The sequence below is a fragment of the Albidovulum sp. genome (assembly GCF_041919395.1).
GTDB lineage: Bacteria > Pseudomonadota > Alphaproteobacteria > Rhodobacterales > Rhodobacteraceae > Albidovulum.
Genome location: NZ_JAYRTX010000006.1, coordinates 18,007 through 40,716, shown reverse-complemented (window position 1 = coordinate 40,716; position 22,710 = coordinate 18,007). Strand labels below are relative to the sequence as shown.

Below are 22,710 nucleotides of genomic sequence, written 5' to 3'. Positions count from 1 at the left end.
TCAGCCCGCGTCATTCGGGGGCCAGTCCTGCGCGCGGACCTTGTTCGTCCAAAGGAGGAAATCGGCAAGCTCGCGGTATTCCTCGTCGGTCAGGTTGAACTGCGGCATCTGGCGGCGGCCGTCGATGCCCGTGGGCATCGCGTCCATCCATCCCTTCAGCGCATCGAAGGCGGCCTGCGGGTCGTCGGCGACGCCCCAGCGCGTCATCACGTTGCCGAGCTCAGGCGCGAAATAGGCGCCCTCGCCGAGGATGGTGTGGCAGTTGATGCAGGCTTTCTTTTCCCAGATGTGCTTTCCCGCCGCGACGCTGTCGGTCAGCCCGGCCGCGTCGGTGGAGGTCGTGTGGATGTAACGGTGGCTATGCGCCGTCAATCCGACGAAGATGAGGATGAAGAACAGGGATCCGCCATAGAAGATATTGCGGGCCATGCTCTTGGTCATGACTTCGCGCATTGCGCTTATCCTTCCCGGAGCAATTGAATCACAGACGGGAGGATGCCGCGGTGCAGCGGCGATGTCCTTAACCAAAGTCAAACACTTAGCTTAGTTCTTCGACGCGCGCGGTGGGAAATGCTGCAATTGCTCCCGCGATCTCGTCCCGGCCCATCAGGCAGAAGGCGGTGGACAGCGCGTCCGCCGTCGCGGCGTCGGGGGCGGAGACCGCGACGGTGGTCCAGCGGGGCGGAAGGCCCGTCGGGTGGAGGATGTGGGGCGCCCCGCCGCCGATCCGGGTTCCGGCGGGCGAGGAGGTCGCAAGTGCGCGGTCGCTGAGCCCGATCCGCGCCAGTTCCGCCCCGTCGGGCGCCGCGATGGCGGCCTGCCAGGCCCGGTCGCCGTTCCGACCGAGCGCCATGACCTCGCCGATGTCGATCAGCACGTCGCCGAAGCCCTCGGCCCTGAGGAGTGCCGCAACCCGGTCGGCGGCATGGCCCTGGGCGATCCCGTTGAAGGTGAGCGCCTGGCCCGGCGCCAGCGCGATCTCGTCCCGGCCGATGCGCAGCCGCGACCAGCCGACGAGCGCCCGCGCCGCCGCGACATCGCCGCCCGTTGCGGTGGCCAGCCAGAGCGGCTGGATCGAGGGGTCGAAGACCCCGCCGGTGGCGGCATGAACGCGCGACGCGAGTTCGAAGAGCGCGAAAACGTCGGGGGCGGGATGCGAAAGCCGGCCGTCGCGGTTGAGCCGCACGAGCGCCGAATCGGTGTGGAGGGAGAAATGCGTCTCGACCCGCAGGAGTTCGCCCTCGACCCGCGCGAAGAGGCGCTGCGCGCGGTACTGTTCTGCACCATGCAGGACGATCCGCGCGGCCGCACCCAGCGCCCGGCCGGTCCAGACCGAAGGCGCCGCGGCCCGGGCGGGGCGGGCGAGTGTCGCGGCGGCGGCAATGGTGAGGAAGCGGCGGCGGTGCATGGCTCACTCCCCAGGCGTGGTCAGGCGCGGCCCCCAGAAGACGGGCCAGAGCGCGATGAGGTAGAGAAGGAAGGCCAGCGACCACAGGATACCGGCGGCGACCGTTGCGGGAAGCGCGATCCCGGCGTAGGTGGCGGCGATCCAGCGGAAAAGCGCGGCGAGGGGCAGGAGGACATAGGCCAGCGCCAGCGGCGCGGGGGCGACGAGGGGACGGCCCGAGTGGCCGAGGCTCGCGCGGGACATCACGGCGAGCGTCATGCCGCCCACGCCGCCGATGGCGATTACATGGAGCGCGGCGACGGGTGCGCCGAGACCGAAGGCCGCGAGCCCGGTCAGGATGAGGCCGAAGCCGATCAGCCCGAAAGACAGGTGCAGCGCCCAGAGGATCGGCTGGTTGAGGGTGAAGCCGGGGCGCCAGAAGGCAAGCCGCGCGAGTTGCCCGGCGCCGGCGAGAAGCGCGATGGAGCCGAGGATTGCGTCCGGCACCCCCGCGAGGGTCGCAAGCGGCAGGATGATTGCCGCCGCGACGGCCGGCGCGTCGAGCCGCGCGAAGGAGCGCGGCAGGGCGGTTTCGCGCCCGGCCCGGGTCATCGCGTTCCGGGTGAAGGCAGGCGTCACGCGGCCGCCGAGGACGGCGATCATCGCGACGAGCCCGTAAAGCCCGGCATGGAGGCCCGGGAGCGCGGTCGCGGCGGCGACACCCATCCATTCCAGATGGACGAAGAGATTCGCCGTCCAGATCAGCGCAAGGAGGCCGAGGAACATCACGTTCTGCGGCTTCGGCCGGCGGACGAGCTGGGTGGCGATCTTCGCCGCCAGAAGCGGCAGGAAGGCGAGGTCCGCGACCGCGACGAGGGGCAGGGGGAGGGTGCCGGCGAACCAGACCGCGACCCGCCCGGCGAGCCAGAGGCCTACCGCGCAGGCGATGAAAACGTGCCGTGCTGCCTTTGCGCCGGTCCAGTTCGGCACCGCCGTCAGGAAGAAGCCGCCGAGCGCGGCGGCGCCGTAGCCGAAGATCATTTCGTGCGCATGCCATTCGACCGGCGGCAGCGCCGCGGGCAGCGGCACCGGCACGAGGAAGGACAGCGTCCAGAGGCCGATGGCAAAGAGGGCGTAGAATCCCGCCGCAAGGAAGAACGCGCGGAAGCCCTCGCCGAAGAGGCGGACGAGCGGGGTCATGCGGGAACTCCTTCCGCGCCGCGCGCCCGCCGCTTCAGGACCGGGCAGATGCCGGGGTCGTTCATCACGACCTGACAGCGCAGGCAGAGGACGCATTCATTGGCATTGATCCGGCCCAAGGGGTCGATTGCGCCGACGGTGCATTTCGTCTCGCAGAGGCGGCATTCGCGGCCGCATTGCGGGCGCCGCTTCAGCCAGTCGAAGACCTTCAGCTTGGCCGGGATCGCGATGCCCGCACCCAAGGGGCAGAGGTAGCGGCAGTAGAACCGCTCGATGAAGAGCCCAGCGCCGAGAAGCACGATCACGTAGAGGACGAAAGGCCAGGCGCGCCACATTCGAAGCGAAATAGCGGTCTTGAAGGGCTCTGCCTCGGCCATGACGAGCGCGTCGCGCATGGAATAGAACGAAAGCGCGAGAAGCCCCACGAAGAGCGTGTACTTGATGACCCAAAGCCTCTCGTGCAGCGCCTGCGGCACGGCCAGCTGCTTCACGCCGAGCCGCCGGGCGGCGAGGTTCAGGAGTTCCTGGAGCGCGCCGAAGGGGCAGAGCCAGCCGCAGTAGACGCCGCGCCCCCAGAAGAGCATCCCGAGCGCGGTGAAGGACCACAGAAGGAAGATCACCGGCTCGATCAGGAAGGTCTCCCACCGGAATCCGGTGAGGAGCGAGTGGACGAAGGCGATCACCTGCACCACCGACAACTGTCCGTTCAGCCCCCAGCCGAGCACGAAGAGCGTCGTGGCGAGGAAACCCGCGCGGCTGAGGAGCCAGAGCTTCGGGCGGCGCGTGATCCATTCCTGTGCGAACAGGATGAGCGTGAGAACGGCAAGCATCGCCACGACGATCCCGGTTTCCACCCGCTTCTCGGCCCAGATCTCGCGCCATAGCGCCTCCGGCTCCGCCACCGGGGCAAGGCGGTAGGCGTCCGGCAGGCGGTAGTCGGCGCCGACGCTCGCCGCGACCTCGCCCGCCGGGGCGGGGCGGGTGGCGCGCACTTCGACCCGGAAAGGCTCCAGCGGGTCGATCTCGGGGGGAAGGCGGAAGAGGCTGATTTCCTTCACCTCGGGGGCGCCCGCGATGGCGAGCCGCTTGACCATCGAGTAGCCGCCCGCGTCGGGGTGAAGCCGTGTGTCGCCTTGGACAACCGTCACCCGCTCGAAGGCGCCGCTCCGCTTCCAGTCCGTGCCACGGTGGGAAAAGGCGCCTGACGAAATCAGAACGAGGACGGTCTCGCCCGGCCCGAGGGAGCCGACCGCCGAGGTGAACGCCTGCTGGCCGAGAAGGTTCTGGCCGACCGCGGGAGGGTCGATGAGCCCGGTCCAGAGGTGGAGGAAGTCGCCTTCGCCGGGCGGGACCGGCACCGTGGCGCCGGCGAGCGCCGCCGCCGCGTCGGTCATGCTGATGCGCGTTTCGACCAGGGCGCCCGAGGTGACGAGCGCGGGCCAGTCGGCGGGCGCGAAGCTCAGCCGGTCGATCCCGCCGCCGGCCGCGATGTAGCCGCGGCCGATGGCGAGCGTGCGGGCCGTGCGCAGGATGCCGTCGCGGATGACGCCGGTCGAGACGGTCGCGCGGGCGATCACGTCGGGCAGGCCCGGCGTACCGGCAAGCGTCCCTTCGGGGGGGGCGGTCAGATCGTATCCCGCGAAACCGTCCACATAGGCGGCGATGTCCGCGTCCGAGATGCCGAGCGTCAGCACCGGTTCATTATGGACCATGAGCCGGGCCCCGGCGATCTTCGCGTCCGGTGTGACGGCGACGAGCACGTCGAGCGGCCGCCCGGAATAGCCGACCGATCCGGCGATTTCCCAGGTGGAGCCGATCACGCCCACCTCGTCGTCGCCGCTGCGCACCGTCCAGCCGGGCACGCTCGCATCCTGCCGGGTCACGGTCAAACCGTCCCGGCCGAAGAGTCCGGACGCGATCGCCTGGTCCGGGGCGGCCGCCACAATCGCATCGGCGCCCAGACCGCCCGCAAGCCCTGCGGCCCCCGCCGCGAGGGCGGATGCGGCAATCAGGACCATGGCGATCAGGATCGGGGTGAGACGGCGCATTCCGACGGTTCCGGGGGATTGCCGGCAGGATGCGCCGCAATAGGCGCGCCTTCCTTGACAGAAGTCAAAGAATATTCCGGCGCCCGCGGGCAGATTGACCCGTGCCTCACCAGCTGACGGAGACAATCATGACAATCCGAGCCTCCCACGCCAGGCGCACGCTGCTGAGCAGCGCCGCGCTGGCGCTCGCCGTCCTCGCGGGCCCCGCGCTCGCGCAGGAAAAACCGAAGGAACACGGCGACGGGCCCGCCGCCGCCTATGAGCCGTCGATGACGACGCTCGCGGAAATCCAGGTCGAGATTCCGGGCCGCCACCCCGACGATCCGGTCATGACGCAGGAGGAATTCCAGCGCGGCACGGAAATCTACTTCCAGCGTTGCGCCGGCTGCCACGGCGTCCTGCGCAAGGGCGCGACCGGCAAGCCGCTGACGCCGGACCTCACCCGCGAGAACGGGTTCGACTACATCAAGTCCTTCATCACCTACGGCTCGCCCGCAGGGATGCCGAACTGGGGCACCTCTGGCGACCTGACGGAAGACGAAGTGGACCTGATGGCCCGCTACGTTCTTCTCGAACCGCCGCAGCCTCCGGAGTGGGGCATGCCGGAAATGATGAACTCCTGGAAGGTCCTGGTGAAACCGGAAGACCGTCCGAAGGAGAAGATGAACGACATCGACATCGAGAACCTGATGTCAGTCACCTTGCGTGACGCCGGCCAGATCGCCCTGATCGACGGCGGCACCTACGAGATCAAGGCCGTCATCGACACCGGCTATGCGGTGCACATCAGCCGCATCTCGGCCTCGGGCCGCTATCTCTTCGTCATCGGCCGCGACGGTCTGGTGAACATGATCGACCTCTGGATGGCGGAACCCACCACGGTCGCCTCGATCAAGATCGGCATCGAGGCGCGGTCGGTCGAAACCTCGAAGTTCGAGGGCTTCGAAGACAAGCTGGCCATTGCCGGCGCCTACTGGCCGCCGCAGTTCGTGATCATGGACGGCGACACGTTGGAGCCGAAGAAGATCGTGAGCACGCGCGGCATGATCTATGACGAACAGACCTATCACCCGGAACCCCGTGTCGCGTCGATCCTGGCCAGCCACTATCGGCCCGAGTTCATCGTGAACGTGAAGGAGACGGGCAAGATCCTCTTCGTCGACTACACCGATCTGAAAAACCTCAAGATGACCGAGATCGAGGCGGAACGCTTCCTGCATGACGGCGGGTTCGACAGCACCAAGCGTTACTTCCTCGTCGCGGCCAACGCGCGCGGCAAGATCGCGGTCGTCGACACCAAGGAAGACAAGCTGACCGCGCTGATCGAGACCGGCGGCCAGACCCCGCACCCGGGCCGTGGCGCGAACTTCACCCACCCGGTCTACGGGCCGGTCTGGTCGACCTCGCACCTTGGCGACGAATCGGTGGCGCTGATCGGCACCGATCCGGAAGGCCACCCGGATCAGGCGTGGAAGATCGTCGACAGCTTCTATGCGCTCGGCGGTGGGTCGCTGTTCATCAAGACCCATCCGAACTCCACCCATCTCTATGTCGATGCGCCGCTCAACCCAGACGCCGAGACTTCGGCTTCGGTCGCGGTCTTCGACATCACCAAGATGGGCGGCGATCCGAACGTGGACCCGGAATTCACCACCCTGCCGATCGGCGAGTGGGCGGGGATCCCGGAAGGCCAGCCGCGCGTGGTGCAGCCCGAGTTCAACAAGGAAGGCACCGAGGTCTGGTTCTCGGTCTGGAACGCGAAGGACAAGGAAAGCGCCATCGTCGTCGTCGATGACAAGACGCTCGAGCTGAAGCAGGTGATCAAGGATCCGCGCCTGATCACGCCCACGGGCAAGTTCAACGTCCTCAATACCAGAAACGACGTCTACTGACGCCGTCAGGACGGGCGGAGGGGTCCCGCGTTTCCTTCCCTTCGCCCGTCCACCACTTGCGGAGCAGATGCCATGCGTGATTTCAGTCCCGGCAGGGTCTTCCTCATCGGCGCTGGACCCGGCGATCCGGAACTCATGACGCTGAAGGCGGCCAGGCTTCTGCAATCGGCCGATGTTGTCGTCCACGACCGGCTCGTCTCGGACGGGATCATGGCCATGATCCCCGACGGCGTGCGGCTGATCGACGTCGGCAAGATGGCGGGCCATCACAAGCTCGCCCAGGACAAGATCAACACGCTTCTGGTCGAACTTGCGCTCGCCGGGCATCGCGTGGTGCGGCTGAAGGGGGGCGACCCCCTGATCTTCGGGCGCGGCTCGGAAGAGGCGGAGGTGCTGCGCGCTGCCGGCATCCCCGTCGAATACGTCCCCGGCATCACCGCCGCGCAGGGGGCCGCCGCGGCGACCGGCGTACCGCTCACGCACCGCGGGCTCGCGACCGGCGTGCGCTATGTCACCGGCCATCGCGCAAAGGACGCCGGGCTCGACCTCGACTGGGCCTCGCTCGCGTCAGAGGACACGACGCTCGTGGTCTACATGGGCGCGGCCAACATCGCCGAAATCGCCTTCCAGCTCATGCGCCATGGGTTGCCGGCCGGGATGCCGGTCTTGGCCGTCTCGGGCGCCACGACGCCGCAGGAGGAACGCATCCTCTCGACCCTCGGCAGCGTCGCCGCCGACGTCGCCACAAGGGCGCCGGAAGCCCCGGTGCTCTTCATGATCGGTCGCGTCGTGGAACTCTACCCTGAAATCGCGCTTGCCGACGCGCTCGCCTGCGAAGGGGCGGGGATGGCGGCCTATGCGTAGCCTCGCCGCCCTCCTCGTTCTGGCACTGCCGGCCGCGGCCGAGGTGACGCCGGAGCGGGCGGGCAAACTCGAACATATCGTGATTCAGGACTGCGGCTCCTGCCACGGGCTTACGATGAAGGGCGGGCTCGGGTCCCCGCTCACACCCGAGGCGCTCGCGCAAGTCGAGCCGGAAGGGCTCGCCACGATCATCCTCGATGGCGTGCCCGGCACCGCGATGCCGCGCTGGCGCCCGGTGCTGAGCGAGGACGACGCGCTCTGGATCGCCGACTACCTGAAAGGACGCACCCCATGAAGGCGCTCGCTTTCGCCCTGCTGCTCGCCGCCGCGCCCGCAATGGCCGACGGGATTCGCGCCACCGGCGACCTCGGGCTTGTCATCGAGCGGGCCACCGGCTCGCTTCTGGTCGTGGACCGGTCCGACCGCGCCTCCGTCGGCCGGATCGAGGGGCTCGGTGATCTCAGCCATGCCACGCTGACCTACAGCCCGGACGAGCGCTTCGCCTATGTCTTCGGGCGCGACGGCGGGCTGACGAAGGTGGACATGCTGAGCCAGACAATCGCGAAGCGGATCGTGCAGGGCGGCAATTCCATCGGGGGGGCGATTTCCGACGACGGCAAGCTCATCGCCGTATCGAACTACGAGCCGGGCGGCGTGAAGGTCTTCGATGCCGAGACGCTGGAACTGGTCGCCGATATCCCGGCGGGCGCGAAGACGATCGGCCTTGTCGACGTCCCCGGCCGCCGCTTCGCCTGGGCGACCTGGGAGACGGGGGAGGCCTTCCTCGCCGATTTCTCCGGCCCCGAGATGGTCGTGACCAAGCTCGGCGACGTGGGCCGGAACCCGTTCGACGCGGTGCTGACCGACGATGCGCACACGTTCCTGATCGGGCTATTCGGTGAAAAGGGCGTGACGGCCATCGACCTCTGGGACGACAAGCCTGCACCCGTCCGGTTCCTCAAGGACTACGGCAAGACCGAGGACGACCTGCCGGTCTACAAGATGCCGCACCTTCAGGGCTGGGCCTTCACGGAAGGCCAGTATGTCCTGCCCGCCGTGGGCCAGCATGAACTCTTGTGGGTGAACCGGGAGAGCCTTCAGGAAGTGGCGCGCACCCCGGTCCACGGCCAGCCCGTGTTCATCATTGCCCAGCCGGGCTCGCCTTACGTCTGGGTGAACTTCGCGACACCGCTCAATGACACGGTGCAGGTGGTGGACAGCCGCAGCCACGAGGTGGTCAGGACGCTGACGCCCGGCGCCGGCGTCCTGCACATGGAATTCGCCCCGCGCGGCGCCGAGGTCTGGATCTCGGCGAGGGATGACAACCGGGTGATGATCTACGATACGCACAGCCTGAACCTCGTGGGCGAGATCGCCGCCGAGAGCCCCTCGGGCATCTTCTTCACGGCGCGCGCGCACAGGATCGGGCTCTGAGCGATGTTTGACCGGCTCGACTCCATCGACCGCCGCCTGCTGGACGAGTTTCAGCGCGACCTGCCGCTTGTGCCGAGACCCTTCGCGGCGATCGGCGCCGCGCTCGGCCTCGACGAGGCCGAGGTGATCGACCGGCTGAGTCAGCTCAAGGCCCGGGCGATGATCGCCCGTGTGGGGGCGACGGTGCGGCCGAATACCGCCGGCGCCTCCACTCTCGCGGCGATGACGGTTCCCGAGAGCCGGATTGAGGAGGTGGCCGCCCTCGTCGGCGCCGAACCGGGCGTGAACCATTCCTACCTGCGCGAGGCCGACTGGAACCTCTGGTTCGTCGCCACCGCGCCCGATGCGGCGGCGCTTGAAGCCGCTCTCGCGCGCATCGACGCGGCGACCGGGCTGCGCGTCCTCGACCTGCGCCTCGTGCGGCCCTTCAACATCGACCTCGGCTTCCGTCTTACGGGCTCGGGCGCGGCGATGCCCGCGCCGCGCCCGCTCAGCGTCACGGCGCTGAACGAAGCCGACCGTCCGGTGCTTCAGGCCCTGACCACCGGTCTCGCGCTGGTGCCCCGCCCCTTCGCGGCCCTCGCCGCCGTGCTCGGCCGTGACGAGGCCGCGGTGATCGGGCGCGTCGCCGCCCTCTCGGACGCGGGCTTCCTGACCCGGGTCGGCGTCATCGTGCGCCACCGCGCCGTCGGCTGGCGCGCGAATGCCATGGTCGTCTGGGCGCTGCCCGAGGCGCGCATCGCCGCCGCCGGCGCGGCGCTTGCGCGCCACCCCGGCATCACGCTCTGCTACCAGCGGCGGACGGTGCCGGGTGTCTGGGACTATCCGCTCTATTCGATGATTCATGCCCGCAGCCGGGCAGAGGCGCTTGCCATCCTCGACGCTGCCGCGGCCTTGCCTGAGCTGGCCGGCGTCCCCCATCGCACCCTCTTCTCCGCGCGTTGCTTCAAGCAGACCGGCGCGCTTCTGGCGGCGGAGGCGGCATGAGGCGCGCCGCCCTTCCCCAAGATGCGCTCGACGCCACCGACCGGGCGATCCTGAACGCCCTGCAGGAGGGATTTCCGCTCAGCCACCGGCCCTTTGCCGAAGCGGGCGCGGCGCTCGGGATCGACGAGGATGAACTGATCGCCCGCATCCGCCGCCTGCGCGAGGAAGGCGCCATCACCCGCTTCGGCCCGTTCTTCGATGCCGAGGCGATGGGCGGGGCCTTCTGCCTTTGCGCCATGGCGGTCCCCACCGAGCGTTTCGACGCCGTCGTGACTTTGGTCAATGCCCATCCCGAGGTCGCGCACAATTATGAGCGTGCCCACCGGCTCAACATGTGGTTCGTCCTGGCCACCGACCGGCCGGACGGGATCGAGCGGGCGGCGCGCGCCATCGAGGCCGAGACGGGTCTGAAGGTGCTGCGCTTTCCGAAACTGAAGGAATTCTTCATCGGCTTCCGGGTGACGGCATGATGATCGACGCGGCCGACAGGCGCATCATAAACGCGACCCAGGGCGGCCTGCCGCTGACGCCCGCGCCCTACGCCGAGGTCGCCGGCTGGCTCGGAATGCCCGAGGCGGAGGTCATCGACCGGCTCGCCGCGATGCAGGCGCGCGGCATCGTCCGTCGCTTGGCACTCGCGCCCAACCACTACGCGCTTGGCGTGACCGCCAACGGGATGAGCGTCTGGGACGTGGCCGACGACCGGGCCGACGAGCTCGGCGCCCGCGTCGGCGCGCTCGACTACGTGAGCCATTGCTACCTGCGCCCGCGGGCGCTTCCCGACTGGCCCTACAACCTGTTCGCCATGATCCACGGCCAGAGCCGCGCCGAGGTGGAGGCGAAGCGGCAGGAGATCGCCGCACTTCTCGGCCCGGCCGCCCGCGCATCCGACATCCTCTATTCCACGCGCATCCTGAAGAAGACCGGGCTGCGCCTCACCGACGGAGGCTGAACCCCATGTTCCGTCTGACCCAGTACATGCAGGAACTCGTCCATCCCACGCCGGTGCGGCGGCGGGCAGGCACGCCGAAGCCGGTGGTGATCTGGAACCTCACCCGCCGCTGCAACCTGCGCTGCCGGCACTGCTACACGACCTCGGCCGACGTGCATTTTCCTGGCGAGCTCACGCACGAGCAGGCGATGGGCGTGCTTGACGACCTCAAGGCGTTCGGCATCCCGGCGCTGATCCTCTCGGGGGGCGAACCGCTGTCGCGCTTCGATTTCTTCGATCTGGCAGAGCGTGCCCGCGAACTCGGGTTCCGCCATCTCAGCCTGTCCACGAACGGCACGAAGCTCGCCGAATGTGCCGACCGGATCGCCGATCTGGGCTTCGACTACGTCGGCATCTCGCTCGACGGGATCGGGCCGGTGAACGACTGGTTCCGGGGCGTCGACGGCGCCTTCGAGGCGGCGCTCGCGGGCGTCCGGGCCTGCAAGGCGCGCGACGTGAAGGTCGGCCTGCGTTTCACCCTCACCGAAGACAATGCCAACATGCTGTCGCAGATGCTGGACCTCTGCGACGGCGAAGGGGTGGACAAGTTCTACCTCTCGCATCTCGTCTATGCCGGGCGGGGCGACAAGAACCGGGGCGAGGACGCCGCGCACGTGCGCACCCGCACCGCGATGGACCATCTCATCGACCGCGCCTGGGTCGCGGTGGCCGAGGGCGAGCCCCTGGAGATCGTCACCGGCAACAACGACGCCGACGCAGTCTGGTTCCTGCGCTGGGCCGAGCGGAATTTCGCGCCCGAGAAGGTCGCGCATCTGCGCGCCCATCTGGAAGCCTGGGGTGGCAATTCCTCGGGCCTCGGCGTCGCCAACATCGACCATCAGGGCCGCGTCCACCCTGACACCTACTGGTCGGATTACACCGTCGGCTCGGTGAAGGAGCGGCCCTTCTCGGAGCTCTGGACCGGCGACGATCCGATGCTCGCGGCACTGCGCCAACGGCCGCGGCCCCTGAAGGGGCGCTGCGGCGCCTGCGCCTTCCAGGCCGTCTGCGGCGGCAATACCCGGATCCGCGCGCTCCAGGTCACCGGCGATCCCTGGGCCGAGGATCCGGCCTGCTACCTTTCCAACCGAGAGATCGGCGTCGAGGAGGCTGCGCGCCTCACCGTCACGCCGTTCCGGGGCAAGAGTCATGATCCGGCACATCGTTTTATCTAGTCTGCTGGCCACCACTCCGGCGTGTGCGGGATCATCGGGGGCCGCGCCTTCGGGCGCGGCCCTCTTCACCGAACACTGTGCCTCCTGCCATGGCGAAGCCCGCCTTGGCGGGACGGGACCGGCGTTGATCCCCGAGACGCTCGGCCGGATCAAGCCGGAGGCGCTTCAGGTCGTGATCGCCAAGGGCCGCGTCGCCACCCAGATGGCGGGCTTCGCCGAAACCCTGAGCGCGGACGAAATCGCCGCCGTCGCCGCCTTCATCGGCGAGCCCCTGGCCGAGACGCCCGAGTGGCACGAGGCCGACATTGCCGCCACGCGCGAGATCAACGCCGACTACAGGCCCGCCACCGCCCCGGTCTTCACCGCCGACCCGATGAACATCACGCTCGTCGTCGAAACCGGCGACCACCATGTCAGCGTGCTCGACGGCGACACGTTCGCGGTGCTCGACCGCTTCGCCACGCCCTTTGCCGTCCACGGCGGGCCGAAGTTCTCGCCCGACGGCCGCTTCGTCTTCATCATGTCGCGCGATGGCTGGGTGCAGAAATACGATATCTGGTCGCTCGCCGAGGTCGGCCGCGTCCGTGCCGGCCTCAACAGCCGCAACATCGCGATGAGCCATGACGGAAAGTGGCTTGCCGTCGCGAACTACCTGCCCAACACGCTCACGATCCTTTCGACCGAAGACCTGAGCGTCGCAAGGGTCATCGACGTCAAGGGCCACGATGGCACGCCCTCGCGGGTCTCGGCGGTCTACCAGGCGCCCGACCGCAAGAGCTTCGTCCTCGCGCTGAAGGACGTGCCCGAGATATGGGAAGTGGCGACCGACCCCGACGCCGGGCCGTTCCACGAAGGCTTCGTCCACAGCTTCGAGAAGGGCATGGAGGAAAGCCTGGCCGCCGAGCAGGGACTCTTCGCCCGCCGGCGCATCGCACTCGCCGCGCCGATCGACGATTTCTTCTTCGATCCGGGCTACCGCAATCTCATCGGCACCAACCGCGAGGGTGACAGAGGCGTCGTCGTCAACCTCGACGTCGGCCGCGAGATCGCCGACCTTCCCTTGCCGGGGATGCCGCACCTCGGTTCCGGCATCAGCTGGATGCGCGACGGGCGCCGGGTCATGGCGACACCGCACCTGAAGGAAGGCGTGCTGAGCGTGATCGACATGAAGTCCTGGGAGGTGGTGGAGACGATCCAGACCGATGGGCCGGGCTTCTTCCTGCGCAGCCACGACAATTCGCCCTACGTCTGGGCCGATGTCTTCTTCGGCCCGCACAAGGACGAGATGCACGTGATCGACAAGCAAACGCTGAAGATCGTGAAGACGCTGAACCCGGCGCCGGGCAAGACCGTGGCGCATACCGAGTTCACCCGCGACGGCCGGTATGCGCTGGTGTCCGTCTGGGAGGACGAGGGCGCCGTCATCGTCTACGACGCGAAGACGCTTGAGGAGGTCAAGCGCCTGCCGATGCGGAAACCTTCCGGGAAGTACAATGTCTGGAACAAGATCACCTTCGAGGATGGAACCTCGCACTGAGGCTTCAGCGGAGGGCAAATGGCCGCTCTGGAAGCTCGGGGCGATGCTCTATCCCTTTGTCGCGGCGTCGGTGGCGATCAACCTCTTCATGCTCGGTCTGATGGGGCAGGCGGCTGGGCTTCCGGCGCTGTCGCCGATCCTGTCGCTGATGCTTTCGCTGCCGCTCGGCCTGCCGGCAAGCTGGGCGGCGGCGCGCTGGCTCCGGCACCTCCTGGACGAAGCCGACGGGTAGCCCCCTTGCGGGCGACGGGGGGCTCCCCTACTCAGGCGGCATGCCCGGAGCGCGCGCATGGCAGAGACCCTTACCGCCGCCGACCTCGTCATCTTCGATTGCGACGGCGTGCTCGTCGACAGCGAGCCGATTTCGGCGGCCGTGCTGATCGACGAGCTTGCGCGACTCGGGGTGTCGATCACCTCCGACTACGTGCACGACCACTGCCTCGGGCGAAGCTTCCCGACCGTCGCCAAGGCGATCCGCGAAAGCTTCGCCGTGCCTCTGCCCGAGGATTTCGAGCAGCGCTACCGCCGATCACTTCTCGCGAGGTTCGAGACCGAGCTTCGCCCGACGCCAGGGATTGCCACGCTGCTTCCGCGGCTTCGCCCGGCCCGCTGCGTGGCGACAAGCTCGAGCCAGCAGCGCGTTGCGCGGACGCTGGAAATCTCGGGCCTGGCGCGGTTCTTCGGTACCGACGTCTTCACGGCGTCGCAGGTGGCGCGCGGCAAGCCCGCGCCCGACCTCTTCGTCTTCGCGGCCGAGCATATGGGCGTCGCGCCGGACCGAACTCTGGTCATCGAGGACAGCCGGCCGGGGGTTGAGGCGGCGCTTGCCGCGGGAATGGCCGTTCTTCACTTTGCCGGCGGCGGACACCTGCGGGGCCGGGCGCCGGATCTTCCTGCCGAGGTGCGAAGTTTTGACAACTGGGGGGATTTCCCGCAGGTGTTGCTGAGGGAGACCGCAGAGGGCTAGCAGGTGACGCAGGGAAGGTTCACGGCCGAGACGACACGGCTCGACGATGCGGCGCGGGCCGGGTGGCTGTATTACGTGGCCGGGAATACCCAGGACGAGATTGCGCGCAAGCTCAACGTCTCGCGCCAGACGGCGCAGCGGCTCGTCTCGCTGGCCGTCTCCGAGCGACTGGTGAAGGTGCGGCTCGACCATCCGATTGGCCGCTGCATGGACCTCGCGGGCCTCGTGAGCGCGCGTTTCGGCCTCCGGTTCTGCGAGATCGTGCCCTCGGACCCCGACGCGCCCGGCCTTCTGACCGGCGTCGCCATCGCCGCGGCGGGAGAGATCGAGCGGGTGCTGAAGTCGGAGGAGGGGCGGATCGTGGCGCTCGGGACGGGGCGCGCGCTGAAGGCCACCGTCGAGCAACTGCCGCGCATGGCCTGCCCGCAGCACCGCATCGTCTCGCTTCTCGGCAACATGATGTCGGACGGCTCGGCCACGCCCTATAACGCGACCATCGCCATGGCCGAACGGGTCGGGGCGAAGCACTACCCCTATCCGCTCCCGGTCCTCGCCTCGGACCGGGTCGAGCTTCGCACGCTCCACGCGCTGGAGCCGGTGCGCAACACGATCGCGCTGGCGCAGGAGGCCGACGTGACGCTTGTCGGCATCGGCCAGATGGGGCAGAGCGCGCCGCTCGTCGTGGACGGATTCGTGCCCCCGTCCGAAATGGGCGCGCTCGTCGCGCAAGGCGCCGCGGGCGAGATCACGAGCTGGGTCTACGACAGCGACGGACACCTTCTCGACTGTGAGTTCAACACCCGCGTCGCTTCCGTGCCCCTGCCCAAGGCGGCGGAACGGCGCGTGATCGCGGTCGCCGTGGGCGAGGCGAAGCGTCCCGCGCTGACCGCCGCGCTCAGGGGCCGGCTCGTCAACGGGCTCATCACCAACGAGGTGATGGCCGAGCTTCTGCTCGCCGCACGCTGATCCGCCCTTGTTCCCGCATCACCGAAACCGGTTGTTGACTCGACTCGGCCCGTGAGTGAAGATTTGCCCACCGTATAAGCAAATGCCCAAATCGGGCATGAGGGAGGAGACCATGACAGTGACGATGCGCGCCCTTCTGGGTGCAACGGCGCTTTGCGCCGCCGCAGGATGGGCGCGGGCGGAGACGCTGACCATCGCGACGGTGAACAACGGCGACATGATCCGGATGCAGGGTCTGACCGAGGATTTCACCGCGAAGAACCCCGACATCACCGTCGAGTGGGTGACGCTCGAGGAAAACGCCCTGCGCCAGAAGGTCACGACCGATATCGCGACCAAGGGCGGCCAGTACGACATCATGACGATCGGCACCTACGAGGTCCCGATCTGGGGCAAGCAGGGCTGGCTCGTCAGCCTGAACGACCTGCCGGGCGAGTACGACATCGACGACCTCCTCCCGGCGATCCGGGGCGGCCTGACGGTGGACGGCAACCTCTATGCGGCACCGTTCTACGGCGAAAGCTCCATGGTCATGTACCGCACCGACCTGATGGAGAAGGCCGGCCTGACCATGCCCGAGGCGCCGACCTGGGACTTTATCAAGGAAGCTGCGGCGGCAATGACCGACAAGGCGAACGAGGTCTACGGCGTCTGCCTGCGGGGCAAGGCCGGCTGGGGCGAGAACATGGCCTTCCTGACGGCCATGTCCAACTCCTTCGGCGCCAAGTGGTTCGACATGGACTGGAAACCCCAGTTCGACCAGCAGCCCTGGGCCGACACGTTGAACTTCTATCTCGACCTGATGAACAACTACGGTCCGCCCGGCGCATCGAACAACGGCTTCAACGAGAACCTTGCGCTTTTCCAGCAAGGCAAATGCGGCATGTGGATCGACGCCACCGTCGCGGCCTCCTTCGTGACCAACCCGAAGGACTCGACCGTGGCCGACAAGGTCGGTTTCGCGCTCGCGCCCGACAAGGGGCTCGGCAAGCGCGGCAACTGGCTCTGGGCCTGGTCGCTGGCCATTCCGGCCGGCTCGCAGAAGGTCGACGCGGCGAAGAAGTTCATCGCCTGGGCAACCTCGAAGGACTACCTCGCGCTCGTCGCCTCCAAGGAAGGCTGGGCGAACGTGCCGCCGGGCACGCGGATCTCGCTCTACGAGAACCCGGACTATGTGTCCGTGCCCTTCGCCAAGATGACGCTCGACTCGATCAACGCGGCCGACCCGACGAAGCCGACCGTGGACGAGGTGCCATATGTCGGCGTGCAGTTCGTGGCGATCCCGGAGTTCCAGGGCATCGCCACCGCGGTGGGCCAGCAGTTCTCTGCGGCACTCGCCGGCCAGACCTCGGCCGCCGACGCGCTCGCCGCCTCGCAGGACCTTGCGACGCGCGAGATGACCAAGGCCGGCTACATCAAGTGAGCCACGGCGTCAGGGCCGCCACCTGCGGGCGGCCCTGACCGGCATCACCCGCGCGGGCCACCGCGCGCCAGAGAATGTTTCGAAACGGGAGGGGGCAGCGATGGCGACGGCGCATGCGCGCGGGGCGGCACGGGTGATGTTGTCACCGGCGGTTGTCGTGCTTCTTCTCTGGATGATCGTGCCCCTGGGCATGACGATCTGGTTCTCGTTCCAGCGTTACGGCCTTCTTTCCGGGATGCCGCCCGAATGGACCGGACTCACCAACTACAGGTATTTCCTGACCGACCCGGCGTTCTTCACGTCGATCAAGAACACGCTCTCGCTCGTCGGCGGAGTACTGGCGATCACCGTCGTCGGCGGGATCCTCCTCGCACTCCTTCTCGACCAGGCGTTCTGGGGGCAGGGGATCGTCCGCGTCCTCGTCATCGCGCCCTTCTTCGTGATGCCGACCGTCTCGGCGCTCGTGTGGAAGAACATGTTCATGAACCCGGTGAACGGGCTTTTCGCTTATGTCGCAAAGCTCTTCGGCGCGCCGCCCTTCGACTTCCTCGCCCAGGCGCCGATGTTCTCGATCATCGTCATCGTCGCCTGGCAATGGCTGCCGTTCGCGACGCTGATCCTTCTGACCGCGCTGCAGTCGCTGGACAGCGAGCAACTGGAAGCTGCCGAGATGGACGGCGCCGGGTGGCTCAGCCGCTTCGTCCACATCATGCTGCCGCACCTGACGCGAGCGATCACCGTGGTGATCCTGATCCAGACGATCTTCCTGCTCTCGACCTTCGCCGAGATCCTCGTGACGACCAACGGCGGCCCCGGCACCGCGACGACAAACCTGACCTACCTCGTCTATGCCCAGTCTCTCCTGCAGTTCGACGTGGGCGGCGGGGCGGCGGGCGGCATCGTGGCGGTGATCCTCGCCAATATCGTCGCGATCTTCCTGATGCGGATGATCGGCAAGAACCTGGAGGCATGAGATGGCACGTTCGGTCACGACCCGACGCAAGACCGTGGTGACGATCCTCGCGTGGACGGTCGCCTTCCTGATCTTCTTCCCGATCCTCTGGACGGTGCTGACCTCGTTCAAGTCCGAGGGCGACGCCATCGCCTCGCCGCCGAAGTTCCTGTTCTTCGACTGGACTCTGGAGAATTACGTGACGGTTCAGGAACGGTCGGACTACTTCAAGCATTTCTGGAATTCGGTCGTGATGTCGGTGGGTTCCACGCTCGCCGCGCTCGTCCTCGCCATTCCGGCGGCCTGGTCGATGGCCTTCGTGCCGGGGCGGCGGACCAAGGACCTGCTGATGTGGATGCTCTCCACCAAGATGATGCCGGCGGTGGGTGTCCTCGTGCCGATGTACCTCATCTTCCGTGACACCGGCCTTCTCGACACCAGGACCGGGCTCGTGATCGTGCTCACGCTCATCAACCTGCCGATCGTCGTCTGGATGCTCTACACCTACTTCAAGGAGATTCCGGCCGAGATCCTCGAAGCGGCGCGGATGGACGGCGCTTCGCTCCGCTCGGAAATCCTCTACGTCCTGACGCCGATGGCCGTGCCCGGGATCGCCTCGACGCTGCTTCTCAACATCATACTGGCGTGGAACGAGGCGTTCTGGACGCTGAACCTGACGGCGGCCAAGGCCGCGCCTCTCACCGCCTTCATCGCCAGCTACTCGAGCCCCGAGGGGCTGTTCTACGCCAAGCTCAGCGCCGCCTCGACCATGGCCATCGCGCCGATCCTGATCATGGGCTGGTTCAGCCAGAAGCAACTTGTCCGCGGCCTGACCTTCGGCGCGGTGAAATAGGGGAAGACGGATGGGACGCATCACGCTCGAAAGGGTCGCCAAGCGTTTCGCCGAGGTTGAGGTGATCCCGCCCCTCGACCTCGAGATCGAGGACGGGGAGTTCGTGGTCTTCGTCGGCCCCTCGGGCTGCGGCAAGTCCACGCTCCTCCGCCTGATCGCGGGGCTGGAGGATGTCTCGGCCGGCACGATCCGCATCGACGGCCAGGACGCGACCGGGATGCCACCGGCGAAGCGCGGCCTTGCGATGGTGTTCCAGTCCTACGCGCTCTACCCGCACATGACGGTGCGCAAGAACATCGCCTTCCCGCTGCGCATGGCCGGCATCGCCGCCGAGGAGCAGGAGCGCAAGGTCACGGCCGCGGCGGAGGTTCTGAACCTCACCGCCTATCTCGACCGCCGGCCCGGCCAGCTTTCCGGCGGCCAGCGCCAGCGTGTCGCCATCGGCCGCGCGATCGTTCGGGAACCGAAGGCCTTTCTCTTCGACGAGCCCTTGTCGAACCTCGACGCCGCGCTCCGGGTCGGCATGCGGATCGAGATCAGCCAGCTTCACAACCGGCTGAAGACGACCATGGTCTACGTCACCCACGACCAGGTGGAGGCGATGACCATGGCCGACAAGATCGTGGTCCTGAATGCCGGTCGCATCGAGCAGGTGGGCAGCCCGCTCGAACTCTACCGCGCGCCCCGCAACCGCTTCGTCGCCGGCTTCATCGGCAGCCCGAGGATGAACTTCATTGAAGGCGATGAAGCGGCGCGGCACGGCGCGGCCGCTATCGGCATCCGGCCGGAGCACATAGCCGTCTCCACCGCGGGCGGCCTCTGGCGCGGTACCGTCGGTGTCTCCGAACACCTTGGCTCCGATACCTTCTTCCATGTGAACGGCACGGGGCTCGCCGAGGCCATCACCGTGCGGGCGGGCGGCGAGGTCAACCTGCATCACGGCGATGCGGTCTGGCTGACGCCCGAGGCCGACAAGATCCACCGCTTCGACAGGGAAGGACTGCGCCTCGCATGAGACGGCTCGACGGAAAGACGGCGCTGATCACCGGTGCCGCGCGGGGCATTGGGCTTGCCTTCGCGCGCGCCTATGTGGCCGAGGGCGCGCGGGTGGCCATCGCTGACGTCAACATCGGCGCGGCGGAACGCGCCTCCGCCGGGCTCGGCCCGGCCGCCGTCGCGATCCGCATGGATGTGACCGAGCAAGCCTCCATCGAGGCCGCCGTGGCCGCGGCGGACTCCGCCCTCGGCGGTATCGACATCCTGATCAACAACGCCGCGCTCTTTACCGCCGCGCCGATCGCGGAGATCACGCGCGCGGACTATGACCGCATCTTCGCGGTGAACGTGGCCGGAGCGCTCTTCACGCTGCAGGCCGTCGCGCGCGGCATGATCGCTCGCGGGCGTGGCGGCAAGATCATCAACATGGCCTCCCAGGCCGGCCGGCGCGGCGAGGCGCTCGTCGCCGTCTACTGCGCCTCGAAGGCCGCGGTGATCAGCCTGACCCAGTCGGCCGGGCTCGACCTCATCCGGTACGGCATCAACGTCAACGCCATCGCGCCTGGCGTGGTTGACGGCGAGCATTGGGACGGGGTCGATGCCTTCTTCGCGAAATATGAAGGGAGGGCTCCGGGCCAGAAGAAGCGCGAGGTGGGCGCCGCCGTGCCTTTCGGCCGCATGGGCCGGGCCGAAGACCTGACCGGGATGGCGGTCTTTCTCGCCACCGCCGAGGCCGACTACATCGTCGCGCAGACCTACAACGTCGATGGCGGGAACTGGATGAGCTGATGGCACTTCAACTGAACGCGTCCGCCCTGCCGCACCTGCCCGAAGGCGTCGCAGGCCCCGGCTACGATCGCGCCCGGCTCAAGGCCGGCATCGTCCACGTCGGGATCGGCAACTTCCACCGCGCCCATATGGCGGTTTACCTCGACCGGCTCTTCACCCTTGGCCAGGGACATCACTGGGCGATCCTCGGCGCAGGGGTGCGACCGACGGATGCCGCGATGCGCGAAAGGCTCGCCGCGCAGGATTGGCTGACGACCGTGGTGGAACTCGACCCGAACGGGCTCAATGCCCGCGTGACCGGGGCGATGATCGGTTTCGTGCCGGTGGAGCCCGAGGCGACGATTGCCGCGATGGCGGACCCGGCGATCCGAATCGTTTCGCTGACGATCACCGAAGGAGGCTATTACGTCGATGCGCAGTCAGGCGGCTTCGATGCCACACACACCGACATGGTGGCGGATGCCGCCGCGCCGCGCGCGCCCCGCACCGTCTTCGGCATGATCCTCTCTGCGCTCCGCCGCCGACGGGCGGCCGACGTGGCGCCTTTCACTGTCATGTCCTGCGACAACCTTCCGGAGAACGGCCATGTCACGGCACGCGCCGTCACCGGCCTCGCGCGTCTCTCCGACCCCGCCTTCGCCGACTGGATCGCGGCCAATGTCGCCTTCCCGAATTCCATGGTGGACTGCATCACGCCCGCGACCTCCGACCGGGAGCGGGCGTTGGTGGCCGACCGCTTCGGTCTCATCGACGCGGTGCCGGTGGCTTGCGAGCCCTTCCGGCAGTGGGTGCTGGAGGATCACTTCCCCGCTGGCCGGCCCGCGCTGGAAAAGGTCGGCGTGGAGTTCGTGAAGGACGTCGCCGCCCATGAGCTGATGAAGCTGCGCATCCTGAACGGCGGGCACGCCGCCATCGCCTACCCGTCGGCGCTTCTCGGCCACCACTTCGTGCACGATGCCATGGCCGACCCGCTGATCGCCCGCTGGCTCGACACGCTCGAACGGCGGGAGATCGTGCCGACCCTTGTCCCCATCCCCGGCGTCAGCTACGAGGCCTACCTCGCCAAGGTGACGGAGCGGTTCGCAAATCCCGAGGTTGGCGACACGATCCGCCGGCTCTGCCTCGACGGGTCGAACCGGCAGCCCAAGTTCATCTTGCCGTCGCTCGCGCAGGCGCTCGCGGCCGGGCGGCCCTGCGAGGGGCTCGCGCTCGAAGTCGCGCTCTGGTGCCGCTATTGCGCGGGCATCGACGAGGCGGGGCGCGCTATCGCGCCCAACGACGACAACTGGGCCGACCTTACCGGCCGCGCGCAGTCCGCGAAGGACGATCCCGGAGCCTTCCTCGCCAACCGTGCCGTCTTCGGGGCCCTGGGAGAGGAGCCGCGCTTCGCCGCCGCCTTCGCGCGCCATCTCGGCCGGCTCTGGTCCGAAGGCGTGCACCCGGTGCTTGCCGACTACATCGGCTGATCGGCCAGGATCACCTCACAACCCCAGTCCCGGCAACGCGCGGCCAGCGCGGGCGGCAAGGGCCGGTCGGTGAAGAAGCGGCCGATGGCCGACAGCGAGGCGATGCGCACCGGCGCGCGGCGGTCGAGTTTAGAGGCATCGGTGACCAGGCAGCTTGCCCGCGCCTGCCGAAGGATCGCCTGCGCCACGCGCACCTCCTGCGGGTCGAAGTCGAGCAGATCGCCCTCGGCGTCCAGCGCCGATGTGCCGATGATGGCGTAATCGACCTTGAAGTGACCGATGGCCTCGGTGGTGAGGTCGCCGACGAGCCCCCCGTCCGACCGCCTGAGCACGCCCCCCGCCACGATCACGTCGCAACCCTCGCTCTCGGCGAGGATATTGGCGACGTTCATGTTGTTGGTGACGACCGTCAGGTTGCGATGATGGAGAAGCGCCCGCGCGACCGCCTCCGTCGTCGTGCCGATGTTGAGGAAGAGCGAGGAGTTGTCGGGGATCGTCGCCGCGCAGGCGCGTCCGATCGCCGCCTTCGCGTCGGCGTTCATCAGCCGGCGTTCGGCGTAGCCGATATTGGCCACGCCGGCCCTGAGCACCGCGCCGCCGTGCACACGGTCGAGCTTGCCGGCATCGGCCAATTCCGAAAGGTCGCGCCGGATTGTCTGCAAGGTCACGCCGAAGCGTTCGGCGAGGCCTTCCACCGCGACGCGTCCCTCGACCCGTGCAAGGTCGAGAATTTCGCTTTGACGAAAACTCAGGGCCACCACCGCCTCCTGGTACCGTCCTATC

Annotated in this window: 23 protein-coding genes; 18 read left to right on the top strand and 5 right to left on the bottom strand. The window is 68.0% G+C overall.

Annotation, left to right across the window (positions count from 1 at the left end; translation table 11 throughout):
- The 4 genes from ACMUOO_RS02360 to ACMUOO_RS02345 all read right to left on the bottom strand — a co-directional run bounded on the left by ACMUOO_RS02360 (position 1) and on the right by ACMUOO_RS02345 (position 4,635).
- Complete coding sequence (locus tag ACMUOO_RS02360) at positions 1–453, bottom strand: c-type cytochrome (RefSeq protein ID WP_301918495.1); 453 nt, start codon at positions 451–453, stop codon at positions 1–3.
- A gap of 85 nt (positions 454–538) precedes the next feature.
- Positions 539–1,408 carry an FAD:protein FMN transferase gene (locus tag ACMUOO_RS02355; protein WP_301918496.1) on the bottom strand — a complete coding sequence of 290 codons (870 nt, stop codon included), beginning with the start codon at positions 1,406–1,408 and terminating at the stop codon, positions 539–541.
- Positions 1,409–1,411: 3 nt separating this feature from the next.
- On the bottom strand, positions 1,412–2,587 hold the full coding sequence (locus ACMUOO_RS02350; protein WP_301918497.1) for an NnrS family protein: 1,176 nt from the start codon (positions 2,585–2,587) through the stop codon (positions 1,412–1,414).
- Entirely contained in the window at positions 2,584–4,635 is a 2,052-nt protein-coding gene (locus ACMUOO_RS02345; protein ID WP_413854842.1) for a 4Fe-4S binding protein, read from the bottom strand. Before ACMUOO_RS02345 ends, ACMUOO_RS02350 begins: the two co-directional genes overlap by 4 nt.
- A 128-nt stretch (positions 4,636–4,763) precedes the next feature.
- Here ACMUOO_RS02345 and ACMUOO_RS02340 point away from each other — a divergent pair, with 128 nt between their 5' ends.
- From ACMUOO_RS02340 to ACMUOO_RS02255, 18 genes are all read left to right on the top strand, one after another.
- Positions 4,764–6,527: a nitrite reductase gene (locus tag ACMUOO_RS02340; RefSeq protein WP_301918499.1), complete on the top strand. Its 1,764-nt coding sequence runs from the start codon at positions 4,764–4,766 to the stop codon at positions 6,525–6,527.
- Between the two features lie 72 nt (positions 6,528–6,599).
- Complete coding sequence (gene cobA, locus ACMUOO_RS02335; RefSeq protein WP_301918500.1) at positions 6,600–7,391, top strand: uroporphyrinogen-III C-methyltransferase; 792 nt, start codon at positions 6,600–6,602, stop codon at positions 7,389–7,391.
- On the top strand, positions 7,384–7,686 hold the full coding sequence (locus ACMUOO_RS02330; RefSeq protein WP_301918501.1) for a c-type cytochrome: 303 nt from the start codon (positions 7,384–7,386) through the stop codon (positions 7,684–7,686). Before cobA ends, ACMUOO_RS02330 begins: the two co-directional genes overlap by 8 nt.
- Positions 7,683–8,825 (top strand): cytochrome D1 domain-containing protein, encoded by a 1,143-nt coding sequence (locus ACMUOO_RS02325; RefSeq protein ID WP_301918502.1) that lies wholly within the window; start codon positions 7,683–7,685, stop codon positions 8,823–8,825. Before ACMUOO_RS02330 ends, ACMUOO_RS02325 begins: the two co-directional genes overlap by 4 nt.
- 3 nt (positions 8,826–8,828) lie before the next feature.
- Positions 8,829–9,812 carry an AsnC family transcriptional regulator gene (locus ACMUOO_RS02320; protein WP_301918503.1) on the top strand — a complete coding sequence of 328 codons (984 nt, stop codon included), beginning with the start codon at positions 8,829–8,831 and terminating at the stop codon, positions 9,810–9,812.
- A complete protein-coding gene (locus tag ACMUOO_RS02315; RefSeq protein WP_301918504.1) occupies positions 9,809–10,282 on the top strand; it encodes an Lrp/AsnC family transcriptional regulator in 474 nt (157 codons plus the stop codon). Before ACMUOO_RS02320 ends, ACMUOO_RS02315 begins: the two co-directional genes overlap by 4 nt.
- On the top strand, positions 10,279–10,764 hold the full coding sequence (locus ACMUOO_RS02310; protein WP_301918505.1) for an Lrp/AsnC family transcriptional regulator: 486 nt from the start codon (positions 10,279–10,281) through the stop codon (positions 10,762–10,764). Before ACMUOO_RS02315 ends, ACMUOO_RS02310 begins: the two co-directional genes overlap by 4 nt.
- 5 nt (positions 10,765–10,769) lie before the next feature.
- Entirely contained in the window at positions 10,770–11,978 is a 1,209-nt protein-coding gene (nirJ, locus tag ACMUOO_RS02305; RefSeq protein WP_301918506.1) for a heme d1 biosynthesis radical SAM protein NirJ, read from the top strand.
- Positions 11,953–13,515: a nitrite reductase gene (locus ACMUOO_RS02300; RefSeq protein WP_301918507.1), complete on the top strand. Its 1,563-nt coding sequence runs from the start codon at positions 11,953–11,955 to the stop codon at positions 13,513–13,515. Before nirJ ends, ACMUOO_RS02300 begins: the two co-directional genes overlap by 26 nt.
- Complete coding sequence (locus ACMUOO_RS02295; RefSeq protein WP_301918508.1) at positions 13,499–13,747, top strand: hypothetical protein; 249 nt, start codon at positions 13,499–13,501, stop codon at positions 13,745–13,747. Before ACMUOO_RS02300 ends, ACMUOO_RS02295 begins: the two co-directional genes overlap by 17 nt.
- Positions 13,748–13,804: 57 nt before the next feature.
- Positions 13,805–14,482 carry an HAD family hydrolase gene (locus ACMUOO_RS02290; protein ID WP_301918509.1) on the top strand — a complete coding sequence of 226 codons (678 nt, stop codon included), beginning with the start codon at positions 13,805–13,807 and terminating at the stop codon, positions 14,480–14,482.
- 3 nt (positions 14,483–14,485) lie between these two features.
- Entirely contained in the window at positions 14,486–15,448 is a 963-nt protein-coding gene (locus ACMUOO_RS02285; RefSeq protein WP_301918510.1) for a sugar-binding transcriptional regulator, read from the top strand.
- A 112-nt stretch (positions 15,449–15,560) separates the two neighbouring features.
- On the top strand, positions 15,561–16,871 hold the full coding sequence (locus ACMUOO_RS02280; protein WP_301918511.1) for an ABC transporter substrate-binding protein: 1,311 nt from the start codon (positions 15,561–15,563) through the stop codon (positions 16,869–16,871).
- Positions 16,872–16,971: 100 nt separating this feature from the next.
- Positions 16,972–17,844: a carbohydrate ABC transporter permease gene (locus tag ACMUOO_RS02275; RefSeq protein WP_301918512.1), complete on the top strand. Its 873-nt coding sequence runs from the start codon at positions 16,972–16,974 to the stop codon at positions 17,842–17,844.
- A 1-nt stretch (position 17,845) separates the two neighbouring features.
- Entirely contained in the window at positions 17,846–18,676 is an 831-nt protein-coding gene (locus tag ACMUOO_RS02270; RefSeq protein WP_301918513.1) for a carbohydrate ABC transporter permease, read from the top strand.
- Positions 18,677–18,686: 10 nt separating this feature from the next.
- Positions 18,687–19,691, top strand: a complete 1,005-nt coding sequence (locus ACMUOO_RS02265; RefSeq protein ID WP_301918514.1) for an ABC transporter ATP-binding protein — start codon at positions 18,687–18,689, stop codon at positions 19,689–19,691.
- Positions 19,688–20,461 carry an L-iditol 2-dehydrogenase gene (locus tag ACMUOO_RS02260; RefSeq protein WP_301918515.1) on the top strand — a complete coding sequence of 258 codons (774 nt, stop codon included), beginning with the start codon at positions 19,688–19,690 and terminating at the stop codon, positions 20,459–20,461. The genes ACMUOO_RS02265 and ACMUOO_RS02260 overlap by 4 nt, the downstream gene beginning before the upstream one ends.
- Positions 20,461–21,927 (top strand): mannitol dehydrogenase family protein, encoded by a 1,467-nt coding sequence (locus ACMUOO_RS02255; protein ID WP_301918516.1) that lies wholly within the window; start codon positions 20,461–20,463, stop codon positions 21,925–21,927. Before ACMUOO_RS02260 ends, ACMUOO_RS02255 begins: the two co-directional genes overlap by 1 nt.
- Here the strand turns inward: ACMUOO_RS02255 and ACMUOO_RS02250 are convergent.
- Complete coding sequence (locus tag ACMUOO_RS02250) at positions 21,915–22,685, bottom strand: DeoR/GlpR family DNA-binding transcription regulator (protein ID WP_301918517.1); 771 nt, start codon at positions 22,683–22,685, stop codon at positions 21,915–21,917. The two genes, ACMUOO_RS02255 and ACMUOO_RS02250, sit on opposite strands and share 13 nt — an antisense overlap.
- Positions 22,686–22,710: the final 25 nt, after the last annotated feature.

Excerpts from the sequence above, each read along its gene's own strand:
- ACMUOO_RS02360 (WP_301918495.1), bottom strand. The coding sequence starts at position 453 with ATGCGCGAAGTCATGACCAAGAGCATGGCCCGCAATATCTTCTATGGC.
- ACMUOO_RS02355 (WP_301918496.1), bottom strand. The coding sequence starts at position 1,408 with ATGCACCGCCGCCGCTTCCTCACCATTGCCGCCGCCGCGACACTCGCC.
- ACMUOO_RS02350 (WP_301918497.1), bottom strand. The coding sequence starts at position 2,587 with ATGACCCCGCTCGTCCGCCTCTTCGGCGAGGGCTTCCGCGCGTTCTTC.
- ACMUOO_RS02345 (WP_413854842.1), bottom strand. The coding sequence starts at position 4,635 with ATGCGCCGTCTCACCCCGATCCTGATCGCCATGGTCCTGATTGCCGCA.
- ACMUOO_RS02340 (WP_301918499.1), top strand. The coding sequence starts at position 4,764 with ATGACAATCCGAGCCTCCCACGCCAGGCGCACGCTGCTGAGCAGCGCC.
- cobA (WP_301918500.1), top strand. The coding sequence starts at position 6,600 with ATGCGTGATTTCAGTCCCGGCAGGGTCTTCCTCATCGGCGCTGGACCC.
- ACMUOO_RS02330 (WP_301918501.1), top strand. The coding sequence starts at position 7,384 with ATGCGTAGCCTCGCCGCCCTCCTCGTTCTGGCACTGCCGGCCGCGGCC.
- ACMUOO_RS02325 (WP_301918502.1), top strand. The coding sequence starts at position 7,683 with ATGAAGGCGCTCGCTTTCGCCCTGCTGCTCGCCGCCGCGCCCGCAATG.
- ACMUOO_RS02320 (WP_301918503.1), top strand. The coding sequence starts at position 8,829 with ATGTTTGACCGGCTCGACTCCATCGACCGCCGCCTGCTGGACGAGTTT.
- ACMUOO_RS02315 (WP_301918504.1), top strand. The coding sequence starts at position 9,809 with ATGAGGCGCGCCGCCCTTCCCCAAGATGCGCTCGACGCCACCGACCGG.
- ACMUOO_RS02310 (WP_301918505.1), top strand. The coding sequence starts at position 10,279 with ATGATGATCGACGCGGCCGACAGGCGCATCATAAACGCGACCCAGGGC.
- nirJ (WP_301918506.1), top strand. The coding sequence starts at position 10,770 with ATGTTCCGTCTGACCCAGTACATGCAGGAACTCGTCCATCCCACGCCG.
- ACMUOO_RS02300 (WP_301918507.1), top strand. The coding sequence starts at position 11,953 with ATGATCCGGCACATCGTTTTATCTAGTCTGCTGGCCACCACTCCGGCG.
- ACMUOO_RS02295 (WP_301918508.1), top strand. The coding sequence starts at position 13,499 with ATGGAACCTCGCACTGAGGCTTCAGCGGAGGGCAAATGGCCGCTCTGG.
- ACMUOO_RS02290 (WP_301918509.1), top strand. The coding sequence starts at position 13,805 with ATGGCAGAGACCCTTACCGCCGCCGACCTCGTCATCTTCGATTGCGAC.
- ACMUOO_RS02280 (WP_301918511.1), top strand. The coding sequence starts at position 15,561 with ATGACAGTGACGATGCGCGCCCTTCTGGGTGCAACGGCGCTTTGCGCC.
- ACMUOO_RS02275 (WP_301918512.1), top strand. The coding sequence starts at position 16,972 with ATGGCGACGGCGCATGCGCGCGGGGCGGCACGGGTGATGTTGTCACCG.
- ACMUOO_RS02270 (WP_301918513.1), top strand. The coding sequence starts at position 17,846 with ATGGCACGTTCGGTCACGACCCGACGCAAGACCGTGGTGACGATCCTC.
- ACMUOO_RS02265 (WP_301918514.1), top strand. The coding sequence starts at position 18,687 with ATGGGACGCATCACGCTCGAAAGGGTCGCCAAGCGTTTCGCCGAGGTT.
- ACMUOO_RS02260 (WP_301918515.1), top strand. The coding sequence starts at position 19,688 with ATGAGACGGCTCGACGGAAAGACGGCGCTGATCACCGGTGCCGCGCGG.
- ACMUOO_RS02255 (WP_301918516.1), top strand. The coding sequence starts at position 20,461 with ATGGCACTTCAACTGAACGCGTCCGCCCTGCCGCACCTGCCCGAAGGC.